This window comes from Pseudoalteromonas rubra, from assembly GCF_004212645.1.
Classification (GTDB): Bacteria; Pseudomonadota; Gammaproteobacteria; order Enterobacterales; family Alteromonadaceae; genus Pseudoalteromonas; species Pseudoalteromonas rubra_G.
The window spans coordinates 38,298-55,597 of sequence record NZ_PPUZ01000049.1 but is presented as its reverse complement, the minus strand read 5'-3'; the positions used below and the strand labels follow the sequence as shown (position 1 = coordinate 55,597).

Genomic DNA, 17,300 nt, shown 5'->3' with positions numbered 1-17,300 from the left:
TATGACCGTTCATTTTATTACCGGAAAACTTGGGTCTGGCAAAAGTTTAAATTCAGTTTCCCGAATCAAAGACAGGTTAATGAAAGGGCTGCCAGTTGCAACCAACCTAGATATAAATTTAGTACCTATGCTTGGCAGAGATAAGAAGAACACTCGCTTGTATCGACTACCAGACAAGCCAAGTGTCGAGGACTTTATCAATATTGGCATTGGCAACCACAGCTATGATGAATCTAAAAATGGCCTGATCGTACTCGATGAGTGTGGCACATGGTTTAACTCTCGAACGTGGAATGATAAGAGTCGTCAAGAGATCATTGACTGGTTCTTACATGCCAGGAAAAGAGGATGGGACATCGACTTTTTAATTCAGAATATTTCATTGGTCGATAAGCAAGCGCGCGAAGCGTTAGGGGAATTGGTTGTTTACTGCCGCAGAACTGACCGCTTGAATATTCCCTTAGTTGGAACACTTTTCTGGATGTTAACGGGCAATAAGCTGCCCTTGCCCCGTATTCACTTTGGCATAGTTAAATATGGCGTGGCGAACAATTCCATCACTGTTGATAAGTGGTTGACAGTCGGAAGTAGCCTTTACCCATGCTACGACACAAAGCAAATATTTAGTCCCAATTACTCAAATTCGACCTACTCAGTCTTACCCCCATATTACACACATGGCAGATATCAGGTGCCGTGTACAGTGAGAAACATCATGAGAATTACCAAAATTTATTTGAAAAAGTGGTCTCGTCTTAAACTGGTCCTATTTGGAGCACTCATACCCAGTATTTATTTGTACGTATCTTATGAGCCCAACAGTGAACAGGGTAGTTTAGATAAAGGGGGGCAGGAACAAACAAGCCAGGGTGATGCTTTTGCTACGAAATCCGCTTTCAGTGATTTCAAAATAATTTCATATTCTTCTTTGCCAAATTTTGAGCGCTTTATTATCTCCTCACCCGAAAAGTCTTATTCATCCAGTCAGTTAACAGCTATGGGCTATCAAGTGACAGTTAAACATGCCTGCCACATCACACTTCATAAGGATGCGAATGATGAAACGGTTTTTTGTTAGTTTGTTTGTATGTTTGTTTGTTTCTAATGCAGCGTTCGCCGAAAAACAAAACAAACCAATCCAGCTCAGAAATACACCAATAACAGAGCTGACACAGTGGCTTTCTCATGTTACGGGAAAAACTATTGTCGTTAGTTCCTCTGTATCGGGAACGCTTCTGACTGCTGATATTCCTTCGGTTTCAACTGTCGATTTGATGGTGTTGCTTGACCATATAACCAAGTCTAATAACTTAGTTATGCTTGATTATGGGGATGTTGTACGTATCGAAAACAATACCAATCAGTTGATAACGGTAGGGGCTTTGGAGTCAGTGGTTTATAAGTTTTCAAACATACAGGCAACGAAAGTCTTGCCGCTGTTTCAGCAAGCGATAAAAACCCCCGATACCGATAAACAGTTTATGGAAAAGTTTGATGACATAAAATTTCAAACTCCTAGTGCCGGTGTGTTACCTAATTCAAATTCGATACTGGCAATTACATCACCTGAAGTGCATGAGCAACTTGCAGGGCTCAGAAGGGCGCTAGATTCACCTATTCGGCAAGTCCTAATTGAAGCGATTATCATGGAAACTGATGCGGGTGATGGCTTCTCATTTGGTGTGGACCTTTCAACTGCATTGAAGCAAACAGGTTTCACATTTACGTCGAATACACTCGGCTCACTTAGCTCTGGCCTTGGTGGGAATCTGATGTATTCAAGTGGTGGCGATATTCGAGCTTTAATATCGGCAACAGCTAAAGTGAAGAATACAAAAATACTGTCTACTCCAACCTTGTTGGTCATGGACAGGGAGCAAGGCGCTATTTCTGTGGGTCAGAATGTTCCATTTTTGATTGCTAAGGAAGTCACTGATGCAGGTAAAAGTGTTACCCGTATCGAGCGTAAAAATGTGGGTGTTTCGTTGTCAGTTACTCCTCATGTGTTAGAAGATGGTACGGCAATTCTTAAAATCAGTCAGGAGTCGTCTAGTGTAACGGACTCGACTATTGCGAGCGACATAGTGACAAATCAGCGCTCAATCCAAACCACGGTTTCAGTTAAAAGCGGCCAGACAATTGTACTTGGCGGCTTGGTGAGTGAGGAAAATAGAAAAAGTGAAGAGGGGGTGCCGGTTCTCAAGGACGTTCCACTGATTGGCCATCTATTCAAAACTGAATCAAACAATGTCGTACAGCGCGAGCTAACTGTGATGCTAAAAGTCCAAGTGTTCTAAGGCAGCATAGGGCAATATATCCCGTCATTTACTTTGCAGCCCTGCCTACGCAGTAGGTGGGGCTGCAAAGTAACATCACAACCAATTCGCCCCTGACTATTTTTTTTGCTTAAATCTGCATCGAATGAAATCACTGGTTAACATTGCGGGGCAGTAATGCAAGGGGATTATTAAGGGGCGTGCCCCTTGATGGCCAGCGCAAGCACACTCAGAATTGAACCGGTCAAAAAACTTTCCATGCGCGCAGTAAAAATTGCTCTGAACAATGGCAATGCGCATCCTTGGTGGACAAGTCGCGAGTTTTCAAAAAACGATGTGGTCACGATGTGGACACTTTCCATCAGGCACAAAAAAGCCAGTTAAAGATTGTATCTCTAACTGGCTGTTTTATAACACTTTAAAGTGGTGGAGCTGGGGGGATTTGAACCCCCGTCCAGAAAGCGTCGACCTTCGGTCCTACATGTTTAGTATCGTCTTTTGGTTAACCTTTAAGTCTCGGACGAACACGATAAGTAAAGGCGAGGCCGCTTAGTTTTAGCCCTTCAACCCCGGCCAAGGTTTCCGTAGCGATCTTGTGTAGGGTGACACTCCAGAACCAGAACCACAAGCATTTCATGGAGGAGTGCTAGCGGGCTATTATGCCGCTAGAGCGTAGTTATCGTCGTTTGCGATTACTTTAAATGCGGCTTTTTTACGAGGCCAACCGCCCCTCGACATGCACCTCAGGCTTCATGAATCCTGTCGAATCCTAATCAGCCCCTGAAATCTCTTTCAGTCAGTGATTGTGATTATACCCAATAAAATCCCTAAAGCTCAAGCGAAGTTTGCCGATAAGTACAATGATAATAGCTACTTGGCGGTTTTATACTCAAGCCTCATTTACAATCGTTTATATTTTGTGTAACTGAGGAGCTGGTTGGGCTTAACAATTAGGAAAGGTTGTGCTCAAATAAGGCAAGGCAATGGTTGTTTTAACGCACTGTTGTTGGTCAGTTTGACCGGTTTGTTCCTGTTTTAGCTGGTTTTGAATTTTGGCTGCATCTTAGATTATGGAAAATATAGCACTTTGGTTGTATTTTTTCCAAATAATTTTTGTTGCATGGCAAGATAACCCTGTATAAATAGGTACAAATGTAAAATGACGGGACTTAGTGCCTGGCGTGTAAAAAGCATGTTTTCTTTTACCGCAATGGCATAACAGGCTGTTTTCTGTATAGGCTCTACACCGATTGTCAGCACGGATGCAATACAATATGAAGAGGTTACACAGTGGCACTTGTCCTATGTATAGACCTGGTAGTGCATAATAATTCTAATAACATCATGCATAATTTTCGGGAAGTAAGTGATGTCTTTGTTTCATTTTGATGAGGAGTCGGGGTACGTTTCAATCAATGAACACCCTGCAAATACCGGATTTCCGGCCAGTTCCGCGCAGCTTGTTGAAGCGCTGGAAAGTTCTCCTTATGCCGACTTTGATATCATACATGCCAATATCGGGCAGTTGTTTTCGCCGTCGGATGATAGAGAAAAGGATTCTTTAATCGTTGCCAAAGCGGTTGATGCCGAGCTGACAGTTCGGGTAGACGACAGCAATATGATGGCAGAAGCACGACTGACGACAGCACGTGGCGGTAAAATGATTACCATGGACCAGGCCCGCGAAGCGCTTAAAGCCGCCGGCGTAAAACGGGGGATAAGTAAGCAAGCGCTGGATACTTTCCTCGGTCAGCAGTTTGAGCAGTCTCCCGGGAGTGTTTACAGTGGTATTGTCGCCCATGGTCAGCGGGCTAAAGATGGCACTGATGCCCGGTTTGTCCGTTTGTGTATGACAGCGCAGGACAGAGTGCTGAGTCCGCAGCAAAAAGACGGTGGCAAGGTTGATATGCGAGATCTCGGCGCCATTATTACCGTCAGTCCCGGCAGTCCGCTGATGAAGCGTGTGCCACCAACGCCTGGTGAAGAGGGTTATTCAGTATTTGGCGATGTGCTTGAGCCCAAACAGGGTAAAGACTTTGCGCTGGAGGTACCAGAAGGCACCAAAATTTCTCCTGACGATCCCAACCTATTGATCGCCGATTCTAAAGGTGTACCCGTAGCTATCCCGCGTGGGATCAGGGTTGACGATGTACTGTGTTACGATCAGGTAGATGCCACCACTGGCCATATAGAATTTGATGGCAGTGTCATTGTCAGCGGCGATGTAAAAGACGGCATGAAGATCAAAGCCTCCGGCGACATTACCGTGATCGGCTTTGTTGAGTCGGCGCACCTTGAAAGCAATGGCACCGTAACAGTGATGCTGGGGGTGATTGGTCGTAAGCGCGAGGATGGTGAAGACTTCAGCTGTTGTGTCAAAGCAAAGCGTACCGTCTCTGTTGGCTATGCACAGTATTGCCATATCGAATCTGAGCAGGACTTGTTGATTGAGCGCCAGGTTTTACATTGCGACCTCAGAGCTAAGCGCATGATCCGGGTTGGAAAAGGCGATACGCCCAGAGGCAAACTGATAGGCGGTACAGTCTATGATGCAATGCGCATTGAAGCCGGTGAAGTGGGCGCACCTTCGGGTACCCGAACGCGCATTGCGCTGGCCCAGGACTGGCACATGTTAAAACAAAAACAACAAGAATTTAAAGAGCTTGAAAAACGTCTTACCGATAAAACCCTTGCCCTGAAACGTGCACAGATCAAAGCGCAAAAAGCACCGGCCTCGAATAAGCGCGATGCCTATCTTACTAAACTGGCTCAGAATGAAAAACAACTCAGTAAGCATTACGCGCGTAATCAACGCAATATAAAACTGGTTCAGCACAAGTTGGCAAGGCTGTTAAAAATGAGCCGGATCAAGATCAACGAATTGATGCACCCGGGGATTGAGTTGACCATTGCCCGCGACAGCAAATCTTTCTCGCGGATCTATCCGCCGCATTCTGTGTTGCTGGATGAAGGCAAGATAACGCAGGAGTTTGCGACCGGGTAATATAGTCGCGATACCTCTGGTGGGTATCGCGCTTTTTGGTGGCTTATGCCGATGCGTCGTTGCTTTGCTCGTCACTCTCAGGTAAAGGCCAGCCACCCAAAGCCTGCCATTTATTGACAATATGACAAAACAACTCCGCGGTGCGCTCTGTATCGTACAGCGCTGAGTGCGCCTGACTGTTATCAAACTCAATGCCCGCGGTGCGACACGCTTTGGCCAGCACGGTCTGCCCCAATGCTAGTCCGGCCAGCGAGGTAGTATCAAAACTCACAAACGGATGAAACGGAGTGCGCTTGATTTTGCAGCGTTCAATGGCTGCGTTCAAAAACCCGTGGTCAAATGCGGCATTGTGTGCCACTACCACCGAGCGCTGACACCCCGCGGCCTTTTGTGCTTTGCGCACAGCTTTACAGATCTCTTTAATGGCTTCTTCTTCCGCCACTGCACCACGCAGCGCACTGAAGGGATCAATGCCGTTAAAATCAATCGCCGACTGCTCGATATTGGCGCCTTCAAACGGGGCAACATGAAAGTGTACCGTGTGGTCGAGGCTGAGCAGGCCCTGTTCGTCCATCTTAAGCATGCTGACGGCAATTTCCAGCAGTGCGTCGGTGTCTTTATTAAAGCCTGCGGTTTCAACGTCAATGACGACCGGAAAGAAGCCGCGAAAGCGCTTTGCGAATAGGGTTTGCTCTTGTTCTGCCATAATCTGCTTGGTTTACTAAAATGAGCGGCCTATTATACTGATCAGAGCTAAAGATGCGAATTTAGTGGCGTGCTTCGTGCACGTAAAGCAAGGTAAACACCGTAAAGACTGCACGTGTCAGAACTTTGCCACGAAAGTCTGGTTTTAAAGGCATGATTATTGCTTGTGATTATTGCGATATAAACCGGTGAGGTGTTTACTGACGCAGGCATTGATCACTCTATCAGTGCGCCCGGTTCGGTATTTTTGTTCAAAGCGGAGTAAGAGCGTGAAGTTTAAAGCGAATCTGATTATTGCGACCACCCTGAGTATGCTAACGCTGCAGGCGCATGGTGCAATGCGGCAATACTCTGCCACAGCAGACAGCTCCCAGTGGTTTGTCGACAGAACCACTCGATTGTCGTGCGCACTGTCGCACGAAGTGCCGTATTACGGCGAAGCCATTTTCTCGGCAACGGCGAGTAAAAACAAAGATCTCACTTTTAATCTGGATATGGTAGTCAGGCCAGAAAGTTACGATTTCGCCGGGCTGGAATCGGTGCCGCCAGCGTGGCGAGCCGGGTTGCCAGCACGGGTGATGGGCCAGATGAAGTTATTGAAGAAATTTGATGGTGAACTGACCAACGATATCAGCTGGGAGATGCTGACAGAGCTCGAGAAGGGCTATTATCCCACTTTTTATTATCAGGATTGGCAGAACCAGCACGATCAAATCTCAGTGGCGCTGTCTTCAGTGAATTTTAAAAATGCCTACTGGGAGTTCTTGCAGTGCCGCGATAATCTGCTGCCTTACAGCTTCGAAGACATTGCTTTTACTGTGATGAACTATAAGTTCAACAGCAGCGAACTGACCAAGTCGTCGCGTAAACGGCTGGATATGATTGGGGAGTACCTCAATAACGACCCTGAGATTGAATCGATTTATATTTCGGCTTACACAGACAGTTACGGCGGCCGCTCGGTTAATATGGCGATGTCGAAAAAACGGGCTGAAGCCATTAAAACCTATATGGCGTCAAAGGGCATACCAGAAGATAAGATAGTCACCGATGGGTTTGGCGAAAAGCGCCATATTGCACCAAACGACACGCCGATCGGGCGTGATAAAAACCGCCGCGTTGTGATTCAAATTTCCAAACCATAAAAAAGGCTCCCATTTTGGGAGCCCGCTGACATTTTAAATTTTATTCCTGATCAAGTCCCGAACCACAAAGCGGGCAGGGTGCAGTGCCTGATTCAGCCGCTCGCTGAGCGGACGGGGTTCGTCACACAACGCTGCAACCAGGTGCTCTGTCACCAAAGGTGCGCTGCACAATCCGCGAGCGCCAAATCCGGTCACAACGTGCAGACCTTCGTGAGGCTGAGCAAGCGGCGCAAAGTCGTTGTGCTTGCCACGGCGAAGATTGGCAAAAGCGTCACACAAACTGTTTGGATCCGGCACCTGGCCTGCCATAGGGAAATGATCGTTAAAGCAGCAACGTACCGCCGCTTTGGCTCCTGTGATCTCACCCAGGCTTTGATCAAACTGGGTATCGCCATAAAAACCCTGTAGCTGAGCACGGTTGGTGGCGTTATCCTGTTCAGTAACTTCACGTCCCTTACTGTATTTTTCAAATGTTGCGCCCATACAGTGTTCGCCCTGTGCGCTGGGCGTAAAGTACCCTTTGTGGCACAACACCGTCGTGAGCCCGGAAGAGGCTTCGCCGGCCTGGATATGAGAAACCTGACCGCGCACGCCGTGCAGCCCTAAGTGCTGAGTCTGAGCATACCCATCGCTGTGCTCGCCTGCGCAAACAAAGACGTCGGAAAACGGGCCCAGCCATTGCTTATTTACGTGTAAGTACCAGCCATCTTCGCGCTTGTCGAGTTCGCTGACATCTGCATTTAAGTGCTGCTGGCCAGGGCATTTCGCTTGCGCAGCGCTAAACACGGCTTCGGTCAGCTGCGGCGGGCTTACCCAGCCAGCCTGCTCAATAAACAGACCATCGAATGGGGTGTCGATATTGGCCAGCTTTTGTGCTTCTGTTACCGAGACATAGCGTATCAATGAGTCTGGGAATAAATCGCTGTTGGCAATTTTCTGGTGCTGCGTTTTTTTACCTTCGGTCACGCTTTGCAACAGCACGCCGCACCAGTCATGATCATAGCCAAAGCCGGCCGCTTCGATTTGCTGATAAAAGCGCCGTGCGTATAAAAAGCTCAAAGCATACAGCTCACTGGTGGTGCTGTACTCGGCCTGCAAGTTGGGATAAACGGCGCCCTGACGATTGTGCGATGCACCACCGGCGAGGGTGTCATCTTTACAAAACAGGGTGGTGCTAATGTTGCGCTTGGCAAGCTGATAGCTTAAACAGGCCGAACCAATACCACCACCTATGATGGCAACGCGCTCAAGCTTGCGAGTAGGGTGACGATAGTATTCAGGGTTGGTTGCCTGCGGGTTCGCCTCATTAAACTGACCGATCACCATTTCCCGCTTACGGCCGTAGCCTTTGACTTTTTGACAGTCGAAGCCGGCCTGTTGCAAGCCCCGACGGACAAAGCCCGCAGCAGTAAAGGTGGCGAAGGTCGCATTGGCCCGGCTCAGCGCTGCCATGGCATCAAACAGAGATTGTTGCCACATATCCGGATTTTTGCTGGGAGCAAAGCCATCCAGGTACCAGGCATCGACCAGACCATCTGGTGTATAAGAAAGTTTGGGCAAGGAGGCATGCACATCGCCAAACCACAGATCCAGGATCACTTCACCCTCATCAAATTCCAGGCGATGACAGCCTTCTACGGCATCCGGGTATTGTGCGCACAATTGTTGTGCCTGAATCGACAAATCTGGCCATGCTTTTAGGGCTTGTCGTAAATCTTCAATCTTGATCGGGTATTTTTCAAATGAAATAAAGTAAAGACGTTGAACGTTGCGTTGTGATTTCAAACGCTGAAACTGAGCCCAGGTATTAAGAAAATTCAGGCCTGTGCCAAATCCGGTCTCGGCAACCACAAAGTGGTCCCGGTCATGGTTGAGCAATCGGGTATTGAGCTTATTTTGTGTATAAAAAACATAATCCGACTCAGCCTGACCGTCATCGTTTGAAAAGTAGACATCGTCAAAGCTGTCGGCAACCGGCGTGCCTGCGTCGTTAAAGTGTATCTGGGCGTTGCGTATCATAATGTGTCTAAAAGTTCGCTACTAAATTGCCGCCTATTTTACGGATTTTATTTGCGTTCGTCCGTTGCATTTTAACAAATATCAGTTCAGAGTACGTGTGTACGCTGGAAAGCTGACCACTTGGTGCCTGGTTTCAGCGTAGAATACGCGTAAATTTAAAAAGTCCTAAGGGAATTACCCATGAGAAGAGCCGTTATTACGGGTATCGGTGTAGTGTCAAGCATCGGTAACAACAAGCAAGAAGTACTAGAATCTTTGAAAGCGGGTAAAAGTGGTATCGCTTTTAACCAAGAGTTCGCAGATATGAATCTGCGCAGCCAGGTATCGGGCAAGCTGGATATTGACGTTAAGTCTCTGGTTGACCGTAAAGCACATCGCTTTATGGGAGATGCAGCTGCATTTTCTTATATTTCAATGGCGCAAGCGATTGAAGACTCAGGTCTGGCACCTGAGCAGGTGTCTAATGAGCGTACTGGCCTTATCGTCGGCTCAGGTGGTGGTTCGTCTAAGTACCAGGTTGAAGCCGCTGACATTCTGCGCGAGAAAGGCGTTAAACGCGTAGGTCCTTATATGGTACCACGTACTATGGCCAGTACCGCTTCAGCCTGTCTTGCAACACCGTTTAAAATCAAAGGTGTTAACTATTCAATCAGCTCTGCCTGTGCAACGTCAGCACACTGTATTGGTAATGCGGTAGAGCAAATTCAGTTAGGCAAACAAGACGTGATCTTTGCCGGTGGTGGTGAAGAGCTACACTGGACCCTGGCTATGGAATTCGATGCGATGGGTGCATTGTCTACCAAGTATAACGAAGCACCAGAAACGGCTTCACGCACTTACGATGCAAACCGTGACGGTTTTGTTATCTCTGGTGGTGGCGGTATCGTGGTGGTTGAAGAGCTTGAGCATGCTCTGGCTCGTGGTGCGCACATCTATGCTGAAATCGTTGGCTACGGCGCAACGTCTGATGGCTATGACATGGTTGCACCGTCTGGTGAAGGCGCTGTGAGATGTATGAAGCAGGCTATGCAGGATCTCGAAGGCCCAATCGACTACCTGAACACCCATGGTACGTCAACGCCGGTTGGGGATGTGAAAGAGCTCGGTGCTATCCAGGAACTGTTTGGTGACAATTCTCCGGCGATCAGCGCAACTAAGGCGATGACAGGTCACGCGCTGGGTGCTGCAGGTGTGCACGAAGCGATTTACTCCTTGCTGATGCTGGAAAATAACTTCATTGCACCGTCTATCAACATTGATGAGTTGGACGAGCAGGCACAAGGTCTGGATATTGTGACTGAAATGCGCGAGCGTGAGCTGAACACTGTGATGTCTAACAGCTTCGGCTTTGGCGGCACCAACGCGACTTTGGTGATGCAAAAGTATAAAGGTTAATGGCGATTGCCATTAACCAAAAAAACCGCCAAAAGGCGGTTTTTTTATGGGTGTCTGACAGCCGTTAGGCTTTGTGCTTCATCAGACGCTCTTTGTCGCGCGACCAGTCTCTGTCTTTGATGTCGGCGCGCTTATCATGCATCTTCTTACCTTTGGCCAAATGGAACTCAAGTTTTACCCAGCACTTTTTCCAGTACATGGCGGTGGCGACCAGTGAAAAGCCATCGCGCTCGGTGGCACCGATCAGGCGGTCAATTTCACGCTTCTTAAGCAGCAGCTTACGATAACGCATAGGGTCACAAATAACGTGCGTTGAGGCGCTGTTTAACGGTTGAATTTGACTGGCAAGCAAAAAGGCTTCGCCGTCTTTAAGGTGAATATAAGTATCGGTGATATTGACCTTACCGGCTCGGATGCTTTTTACTTCCCAGCCTTGGAGTTCAATACCGGCTTCGAACTTGTCGTGTAAAAAATACTCATGACGCGCCTTTTTATTCAGCGCTATGGTATTGCTATTTGATTTGTTTGGTTTTTTCTTTGCCATAATGGCGTAGTCTACCTTGTATATCGGCGCGGATCAAAAATTGTGGTTATTTTCCCCCAGTCGACTGTCACAAACAAGATAAATCTTGAAAACCTTGGTAAAATCGCTTTGTTAGAGTTTGGAGAGCGTATGCCACAAGTAGAAAAAAGTGCGTTAGTGATGTACAGCACACAAGAAATGTTTAACTTGGTCAATGATGTTGACGCTTATCCCGCTTTTTTGCCTCATTGCTCCGGGGCGCGGGTAATAGATACTTCGGATCAGGGCATGACTGCAAGCCTTGAAATCTCCAAGGCCGGTCTGACCAAATGGTTTACGACAAAGAACCAGTATGAAGGCAACCGGGTCAGAATGCAGCTGGTAGATGGCCCGTTTAAGTCTTTGCATGGCTATTGGGAGTTTATTGAGCTGGATGAGCAGGCCTGCAAGGTGTGCCTGAAGCTTGAGTTTGAATTTGCCAACAAGTTGATTGAACTGGCGTTTGGTCGTATTTTCAATGAAGTGGCGAAGAACATGGTGTCGGCTTTTACACAGCGAGCAAAAATTGTATACGGAGTGCGCTCATGATCCAGGTTGAAGTGGTATTTGCCTTGCCCGAAAAGGCCACAACGCTCAGTGTTGATGTGGCTGAAGGCACCTCGGTAGAGCAGGTTGTGCTGCAAAGTGGTATTTTAGAGCGTTGCCCTGAAATAGACCCGACCAATCTGAGTCTGGGTGTCTGGAACAGAACGGTCAAATTGAATCACGTGGTGCGCGCCGGGGATAGGGTTGAAGTGTATCGTCCGCTGATAGCCGATCCTAAAGAAGCGCGTCGTCGCCGGGCTGAAAAAGCCAAAGAAGAAGGGCGCGCCAATAAAATTACCGGTGGTCGTCCGCTGTCGAACTAATGCTCATCAGGCCATCGGGTTGATGTGTAATCACAACACCCCAATGGCCTGAGCGACTTATTTCTCTTCGTCTTTCTGTTCACTTTGCTCGTAAGCTGCTTTTTCATCCGCCAGGTCTTGTTTCAGCTTACGGATCTTCAGCCCCAGCTCCTGGCCCCTGTGCCTGGCGTAGTAGGTACAGCCAATAAACATGCAGGTGGCAAAAAACAATTCGAGTAAAATTAAGGGCATTTCTTCGGGAGACACCCACAGCAGGGTGAGACTGTGTGTAAAGTAGATCAACACAATGAAGTTGGCCCAGGCATAGGTATAAGGTTTATCCTGAATAATGCCTTTGAGGGGTAACAGCAAAGGTAAAATGTAGACGGCAAACACAAAGCCTGTGCTGTAGCCTTCACGCGGTGCCAACACAAACAACCACAAGGGCATGAGAATTAACAGGCCCACATAGCCAATGAGGGCTGAGGCCTGAAAGCGTTTTGTCACGGGTTTTTTGGGGATCTTGCTCATGATAACTTATTGCTAATGGTATACAGTCGTTTTGCGAGTGCCCGGCAGATTTTCAGCTCTGTGTCCGTCAGTTCGCTGCTGTTGTCCATGCCAGCCACATGGGTTGCGCCATACGGCGTGCCACCACTGGTGGTCGTCAGCAGCTCAGGCACATCATAGGGCACACCCATCAACAGCATGCCGTGGTGCAGCAAAGGCAACGACAGGTTAAGTAAAGTGGCCTCATTACCGCCATGCATACTGCTGGAAGAAGAAAACACACACGCCGGTTTGTCGATAAGCTGGCCTTTAAGCCAGATATCACTGGTGGTTTCCCAGAAGGTTTTTGCCTGCGACGCCATCATGCCAAAGCGTGTGGGCGTGCCAAATGCCAGCGCGTCGCAGTCAATGAGATCTTGCTTTGAGACAACTACGTCATGGGCCTCTTTGGCAACAAAGGTACGCAGCCTGACCTGTGCGCCGTGAAATGTCAGAGTTTCCGCAATTTCATGTGCCATTGCTGCAACAGAGCCATGGCTCGAGTGATATAAAACTAAGATCTCAGGCATGGCGTTACAGAATATCCAGTACTGATTCTGGTGGGCGACCAATCGCGGCTTGTTCGCCTTTAACCACTATGGGTCTTTCAATCAGTTTAGGGTTTTCCAGCATGGCCTGACGAATACGTGCTTCGTCGCTGTCTTTGCTCAGGCCCAGCTCTTTGTAAATTGTTTCTTTGCTACGTACCAGCTGGTGTGCAGAGGTAAAACCGAGCTTTTGTAACAGGTCGCTGAGCGTGTCTTCGTCGATGGGGGTTTTGAGGTATTCAACGATTTCAGGTTGAACGTCGCGTGACTCGAGCAAAGCCAGAGTTTCACGAGATTTTGAACAGCGCGGGTTGTGGTAAATCGTAACTGACATACAAGATCCTTTACGGTAATAATACTTATGTGATTCAGCGCAAATTGTACCGTATCCTGCCTTTCGTGCCTATGTTTTTCGATTGGGTGAGGCCGACAAGCCGCTATCAAATTGGGCCGCTAATCATGTGTGTTTGAGGGAGTGAACATGCACTGCCCAGGGCTTTCTAAATTGTTAGTAAAGCCCTGGCAGCACTGAGTTGAGTTACAACTTCGCAAGCTCTTTTTGCATATCACGATATTGTGTCAGCAACGCTTTTAAGCGCAAACGACGCACGGTTTCATCCTTTTCTACATGATTCAGGGCTTTTTGAATTTCGTCAGCCGCCCGCATAAAGGCGCCGTAATGGCTGAGTAAGCTAGCCTGGCTTTCATGGTAGTTGGCTTTGGCATCCATTTTTTTGTAGGTCTCTGTAAGCAACTGCCTGGCCAGGACATGGTCGGGCTTTTCCAGTAAAAAGACTTTAAGCAGTTGCTCTGCCAGTTCATACTGCTCACTCTTTAATGCTACGTTGGCATAGTTCAGTGTGATCACCTGGTTATTCGGTCTTAGCTGGTGCTTTTCGCCCAGTAGTTTAGTGATCCTGTTGTAGTCTTTTTTGGCCAGCAGTAAGTCTGTGTATACGTCCAGGTAGAACAAGTTGTTAGGCTCAGCATTGAGTAGCTTATCCATAACGGCCTGAGCCTGGTCGAGCTTTTTCTGATCCAGATAGGTAATGGCCAGACCATACTCCAGTGCACTTTTGTCCAAATCTGAAGAGTGTTTCAGCGCTTGCTCAAAGTAGGCCTGTGCAGACTCACCTTCGAGCTGGTATCTGGCAATGACCCGGCTTTTTGCAAGCTGAAACTGGTGGCTTTTGGGCACATAGCGTTGTTCGTATTGCTGCGCTCGTAACCGGACATCCGAGACCCGAGAGTCAGGCAGCGGGTGAGACATTAAAAACACCGGGGCTTTGTTTTTAAAGCGCACCTGAGCGGCCAGTTTACTCAGAAACTCGCTTGAGGCATGTGGGTCAAACCCGGCATTGTATAGTGTCTGCATGCCAAAGCGGTCGGCTTCTTGCTCGGCTTTGCGGCTATGAGTCAGCTGACTCAGTGCAGATTGGGTGGAGCTGGCCGACAGAATTGCCATACCGGCATCGGGTGCGATAACGGTTGCCAGAATACCGGTGATCATGCCTGCAATTGTGAGGGCGCTGTTGTCTCTGGCTTGCTGAATTCTGCGTGCCAGGTGGCGTTGTGTCACGTGTGCAATCTCGTGGCCCAGTACAGAAGCAAATTGACTTTCGTTGTCCGCCTGGGCCATTAGGCCGGTATGCACGCCCACGTGACCACCATAAAACGCAAACGCGTTAATGTCTTTATTATCAATCCAGAAGAAAGAAAAGGGAAAGCGAACATCGTTGGCATTGGCAACCAATTTGTTGCCTAGCGTTGATAAGTATTCGTCGAGTACCGGATCCTGAACTAATTTAGATCCAGAGCGGATCTGCATCATCATGATTTCGCCGATGGCTTTTTCTTTATCTATCGGGAGCACCTGCACTGCCGATGTGCCCAGATCGGGCAGTTTGAATGCCGGCTGAGCCAGGCCGGGCATTGAAACGCTCAGAGCGAGGGCGCACACAGATGCCTGAAAAAGCTTTCTTAACTGCATTTTAATCCTTATTTAAATCGTCGCCGAGCATTATCTTGGCAATATCCACTTCATCGCTGCATGCCCGGGCGTCTTTTTCGCACAACATATAAAAATCTTTAATTGAGACCCCATCTACCTTCACAATGTTCAATTCTCTTTGCAGGAAGGCCAATGTTTTGTGTACTACTTTATGTGCATGTAAGATCAGTGCTTTGTCTGCGGTATCACCGCGCTCAAAGTAGAAGGCGATAAATTTATGCAGCTGGTTAAAGCGCAGCAGCACTTTCATGGTATGCGGGTCCCAGACGTTGAACTCAAGAAATTTATTTTCCTTGAGGTAACTGTCTACTTTGACGCCTTTGGCAATCGGATAGGCCCACAGTTCAAAGCCGCGGTCGGTAAACACCTGATGGAGTGACAGGCTAGGTGCATTATCACAGTGGATCATACCGTTGCTATCTTCATATCCGCCGAGCAGGGACAAGTTCCAATTCCGTTTGTCCAGCAGGCGTTTAACGGCATGCTCAAAGCCATGCTGAAAAATACCTTCGCCTTCACTAACTGAAGAGGCAACAAGGTGATAAAATGGCGGCAACTCACCCCAGTTAATTTGTTTTTTAAACCAGTTTATTTCTTTTAAGGTTGGGTTGTCAGGCAAACGCGCCTTGTTGTTTACACCAGGCATGTGAAAATCCGAAAAATCACTATCTCTTTTATAAGGATAACGCATTGACCGGGTTCAGGCTATACGGTTTGCACACAGAGCAAAGCCGAATTGTGCTCCGGCACAGGCTAAGAGTTGTAACAGGTTGAAAGTAGAATTAAAGAAGGCCCAAAACAGAGTGATCGAATGTGATTTGCGATCTTTTCAGTGCCCGCAACTTTTTGTCCAGTTTAAGTGGCAGCTGAAACAAGCGAAAATCCAGGCTAAAGCCGTACGGTTTTTTTACACCAAAGAACAAGACTTACGAGATGTAATGCGCTATTTAGACAATCAAGGTTGGGTATTTCACCTTAACCAACAGTCAGAACCCTTTTTTATCCAAGTGGAGTGCTTAGATGATTGAACTCATTAAATCCTGGTATCGGGCCAAGTTTTCAGATCCTAACTCAGTGACCTTACTGCTGATGTTGCTCGCGATGGCCGCGCTGCTATACTTTTTTGGGACTTTCATCATTCCTGTGTTAGTGGCCATTGTGATTGCCTACTTGCTGGACTGGCCGGTGACGCGTTTACAGCGGGTGGTGCCCAGCCGCCAGATGGCAACTAATTTGGTGATGCTGGTTTTTGTCGGTGTGATGCTGGCGCTGATGTTTGGCATTGTGCCTGTGCTGTGGGCGCAGACCAGTAACCTGGTGCAAGAAGCCCCCACTATGATTGAAGAAGGTAAATACTACTTGCTGCACTTACCTGATAATTATCCGAACCTGATCACTACAGAGCAGGTACAAAACCTGGTGGGTGCCGTGGAAACTAAGTTGTTTGAATTGGGCCAGCAGGTCGTCTCTGCGTCTTTGACGTCGATTAAAGATGTGGTGGCCTGGCTGATTTATCTGGTATTGGTGCCTTTGCTGGTGTTTTTTATGCTTAAAGATAAGAGTCAGCTCACAGCCGGCTTATTGCAGCTGGTGCCAAAAGAAAGACGCCTCATTAACCAGGTCTGGGAAGAAATGGACCACCAGATCATGAATTACATTCGCGGTAAAGTGTTCGAAATCACCATTGTGGGCATATCCAGCTTTGTTGCCTTCACTGTGTTGGATTTGCGCTATGCAGCGCTACTTGGCACGCTGGTTGGCTTCTCCGTTTTAATTCCTTTTATTGGTGCAGCTGTTGTGACCTTGCCGGTTGCCGCTGTGGCGCTATTTCAGTTTGGTTTAGCGCCAGAGTTTTGGACCGTATTAGCCGTGTATGGCGTGATCCAGGCACTGGATGGTAACGTGCTGGTGCCTTTACTGTTTTCTGAAGCCGTTGATCTTAACCCGGTTTATATCATAGTGGCCGTGCTGTTTTTTGGTGGCTTGTGGGGGTTCTGGGGGGTCTTTTTCGCCATTCCACTGGCCTCGCTGGTAAAAGCACTCCTTAACGCCTGGTCGACACAACATCAGGAGTACCTAGCCTCTGAGGCTGAATAACTACCTATTCTGACAGGTGGTACGGCCGTACCACCTGTCTCCTTCCGCTGCTCTGCGAATGTTATCTTGTACCATTTTGGAATAACGATCTTCATTTATACAGCAAATGATTATTATGCTTGCCCGGTCTTTTGTGTAGAA

17 protein-coding genes and 1 other RNA gene are annotated in these 17,300 nt (G+C 47.9%); 9 read left to right on the top strand and 9 right to left on the bottom strand.

Annotation, left to right across the window (positions count from 1 at the left end; genetic code table 11):
* Position 1: 1 nt before the first annotated feature.
* The 3 genes from C3B51_RS17770 to C3B51_RS23625 all read left to right on the top strand — a co-directional run bounded on the left by C3B51_RS17770 (position 2) and on the right by C3B51_RS23625 (position 2,660).
* Entirely contained in the window at positions 2–1,078 is a 1,077-nt protein-coding gene (locus C3B51_RS17770) for a zonular occludens toxin domain-containing protein (protein ID WP_130245912.1), read from the top strand.
* Positions 1,056–2,297: a type II secretory pathway protein gene (locus tag C3B51_RS17765; RefSeq protein WP_165389187.1), complete on the top strand. Its 1,242-nt coding sequence runs from the start codon at positions 1,056–1,058 to the stop codon at positions 2,295–2,297. The genes C3B51_RS17770 and C3B51_RS17765 overlap by 23 nt, the downstream gene beginning before the upstream one ends.
* 186 nt (positions 2,298–2,483) lie before the next feature.
* The gene (locus C3B51_RS23625; protein ID WP_165389186.1) at positions 2,484–2,660 is read left to right on the top strand and encodes a hypothetical protein; all 177 of its coding nucleotides are present in this window, start codon (positions 2,484–2,486) and stop codon (positions 2,658–2,660) included.
* 40 nt (positions 2,661–2,700) lie between these two features.
* Here C3B51_RS23625 and ssrA read toward each other — a convergent pair.
* Positions 2,701–3,057: a transfer-messenger RNA gene (gene ssrA, locus C3B51_RS17760) on the bottom strand.
* Positions 3,058–3,645: 588 nt separating this feature from the next.
* Between ssrA and C3B51_RS17755 the strand changes: the two genes are divergently transcribed.
* Positions 3,646–5,280: a DUF342 domain-containing protein gene (locus tag C3B51_RS17755; protein WP_130245910.1), complete on the top strand. Its 1,635-nt coding sequence runs from the start codon at positions 3,646–3,648 to the stop codon at positions 5,278–5,280.
* 43 nt (positions 5,281–5,323) lie between these two features.
* Here the strand turns inward: C3B51_RS17755 and rnt are convergent, their stop codons facing one another.
* Complete coding sequence (rnt, locus tag C3B51_RS17750; protein ID WP_130245909.1) at positions 5,324–5,986, bottom strand: ribonuclease T; 663 nt, start codon at positions 5,984–5,986, stop codon at positions 5,324–5,326.
* 268 nt (positions 5,987–6,254) lie between these two features.
* On the opposite strand from rnt, the gene C3B51_RS17745 reads away from it, so the two are divergent.
* Positions 6,255–7,130 carry a flagellar protein MotY gene (locus C3B51_RS17745; RefSeq protein WP_130245908.1) on the top strand — a complete coding sequence of 292 codons (876 nt, stop codon included), beginning with the start codon at positions 6,255–6,257 and terminating at the stop codon, positions 7,128–7,130.
* Positions 7,131–7,163: 33 nt separating this feature from the next.
* Here C3B51_RS17745 and mnmC read toward each other — a convergent pair whose 3' ends face one another.
* The gene (gene mnmC, locus C3B51_RS17740) at positions 7,164–9,149 is read right to left on the bottom strand and encodes a bifunctional tRNA (5-methylaminomethyl-2-thiouridine)(34)-methyltransferase MnmD/FAD-dependent 5-carboxymethylaminomethyl-2-thiouridine(34) oxidoreductase MnmC (protein ID WP_130245907.1); all 1,986 of its coding nucleotides are present in this window, start codon (positions 9,147–9,149) and stop codon (positions 7,164–7,166) included.
* A 180-nt stretch (positions 9,150–9,329) separates the two neighbouring features.
* Between mnmC and fabB the strand changes: the two genes are divergently transcribed.
* Positions 9,330–10,544 (top strand): beta-ketoacyl-ACP synthase I, encoded by a 1,215-nt coding sequence (gene fabB / locus C3B51_RS17735; protein WP_054017108.1) that lies wholly within the window; start codon positions 9,330–9,332, stop codon positions 10,542–10,544.
* A gap of 64 nt (positions 10,545–10,608) precedes the next feature.
* Here the strand turns inward: fabB and smpB are convergent, their stop codons facing one another.
* Positions 10,609–11,088 carry an SsrA-binding protein SmpB gene (gene smpB / locus C3B51_RS17730; RefSeq protein WP_046004234.1) on the bottom strand — a complete coding sequence of 160 codons (480 nt, stop codon included), beginning with the start codon at positions 11,086–11,088 and terminating at the stop codon, positions 10,609–10,611.
* Between the two features lie 129 nt (positions 11,089–11,217).
* On the opposite strand from smpB, the gene C3B51_RS17725 reads away from it, so the two are divergent.
* Together C3B51_RS17725 and C3B51_RS17720 are read left to right on the top strand one after the other, a co-directional pair.
* The gene (locus C3B51_RS17725) at positions 11,218–11,655 is read left to right on the top strand and encodes an SRPBCC family protein (protein WP_046004233.1); all 438 of its coding nucleotides are present in this window, start codon (positions 11,218–11,220) and stop codon (positions 11,653–11,655) included.
* A complete protein-coding gene (locus C3B51_RS17720) occupies positions 11,652–11,975 on the top strand; it encodes an RnfH family protein (protein ID WP_125719155.1) in 324 nt (107 codons plus the stop codon). The genes C3B51_RS17725 and C3B51_RS17720 overlap by 4 nt, the downstream gene beginning before the upstream one ends.
* Before the next feature lie 57 nt (positions 11,976–12,032).
* On the opposite strand, the gene C3B51_RS17715 is transcribed toward C3B51_RS17720, so the two are convergent.
* The 5 genes from C3B51_RS17715 to C3B51_RS17695 all read right to left on the bottom strand — a co-directional run bounded on the left by C3B51_RS17715 (position 12,033) and on the right by C3B51_RS17695 (position 15,708).
* Positions 12,033–12,485: a DUF2069 domain-containing protein gene (locus tag C3B51_RS17715; protein ID WP_125719157.1), complete on the bottom strand. Its 453-nt coding sequence runs from the start codon at positions 12,483–12,485 to the stop codon at positions 12,033–12,035.
* Entirely contained in the window at positions 12,482–13,033 is a 552-nt protein-coding gene (gene wrbA / locus C3B51_RS17710) for an NAD(P)H:quinone oxidoreductase (protein WP_130245906.1), read from the bottom strand. The genes C3B51_RS17715 and wrbA overlap by 4 nt, the downstream gene beginning before the upstream one ends.
* 4 nt (positions 13,034–13,037) lie before the next feature.
* Positions 13,038–13,385, bottom strand: coding sequence for an arsenate reductase (glutaredoxin) (gene arsC / locus C3B51_RS17705; protein ID WP_125719161.1), 348 nt, complete (start codon positions 13,383–13,385; stop codon positions 13,038–13,040).
* A 204-nt stretch (positions 13,386–13,589) separates the two neighbouring features.
* Entirely contained in the window at positions 13,590–15,041 is a 1,452-nt protein-coding gene (locus tag C3B51_RS17700) for a M48 family metalloprotease (protein ID WP_125719163.1), read from the bottom strand.
* A 1-nt stretch (position 15,042) separates the two neighbouring features.
* Entirely contained in the window at positions 15,043–15,708 is a 666-nt protein-coding gene (locus tag C3B51_RS17695; RefSeq protein WP_125719165.1) for a hypothetical protein, read from the bottom strand.
* A gap of 374 nt (positions 15,709–16,082) precedes the next feature.
* Here C3B51_RS17695 and C3B51_RS17690 point away from each other — a divergent pair, with 374 nt between their 5' ends.
* Positions 16,083–17,159 carry an AI-2E family transporter gene (locus C3B51_RS17690; protein ID WP_125719166.1) on the top strand — a complete coding sequence of 359 codons (1,077 nt, stop codon included), beginning with the start codon at positions 16,083–16,085 and terminating at the stop codon, positions 17,157–17,159.
* The last annotated feature ends 141 nt before the right edge of the window (positions 17,160–17,300 follow it).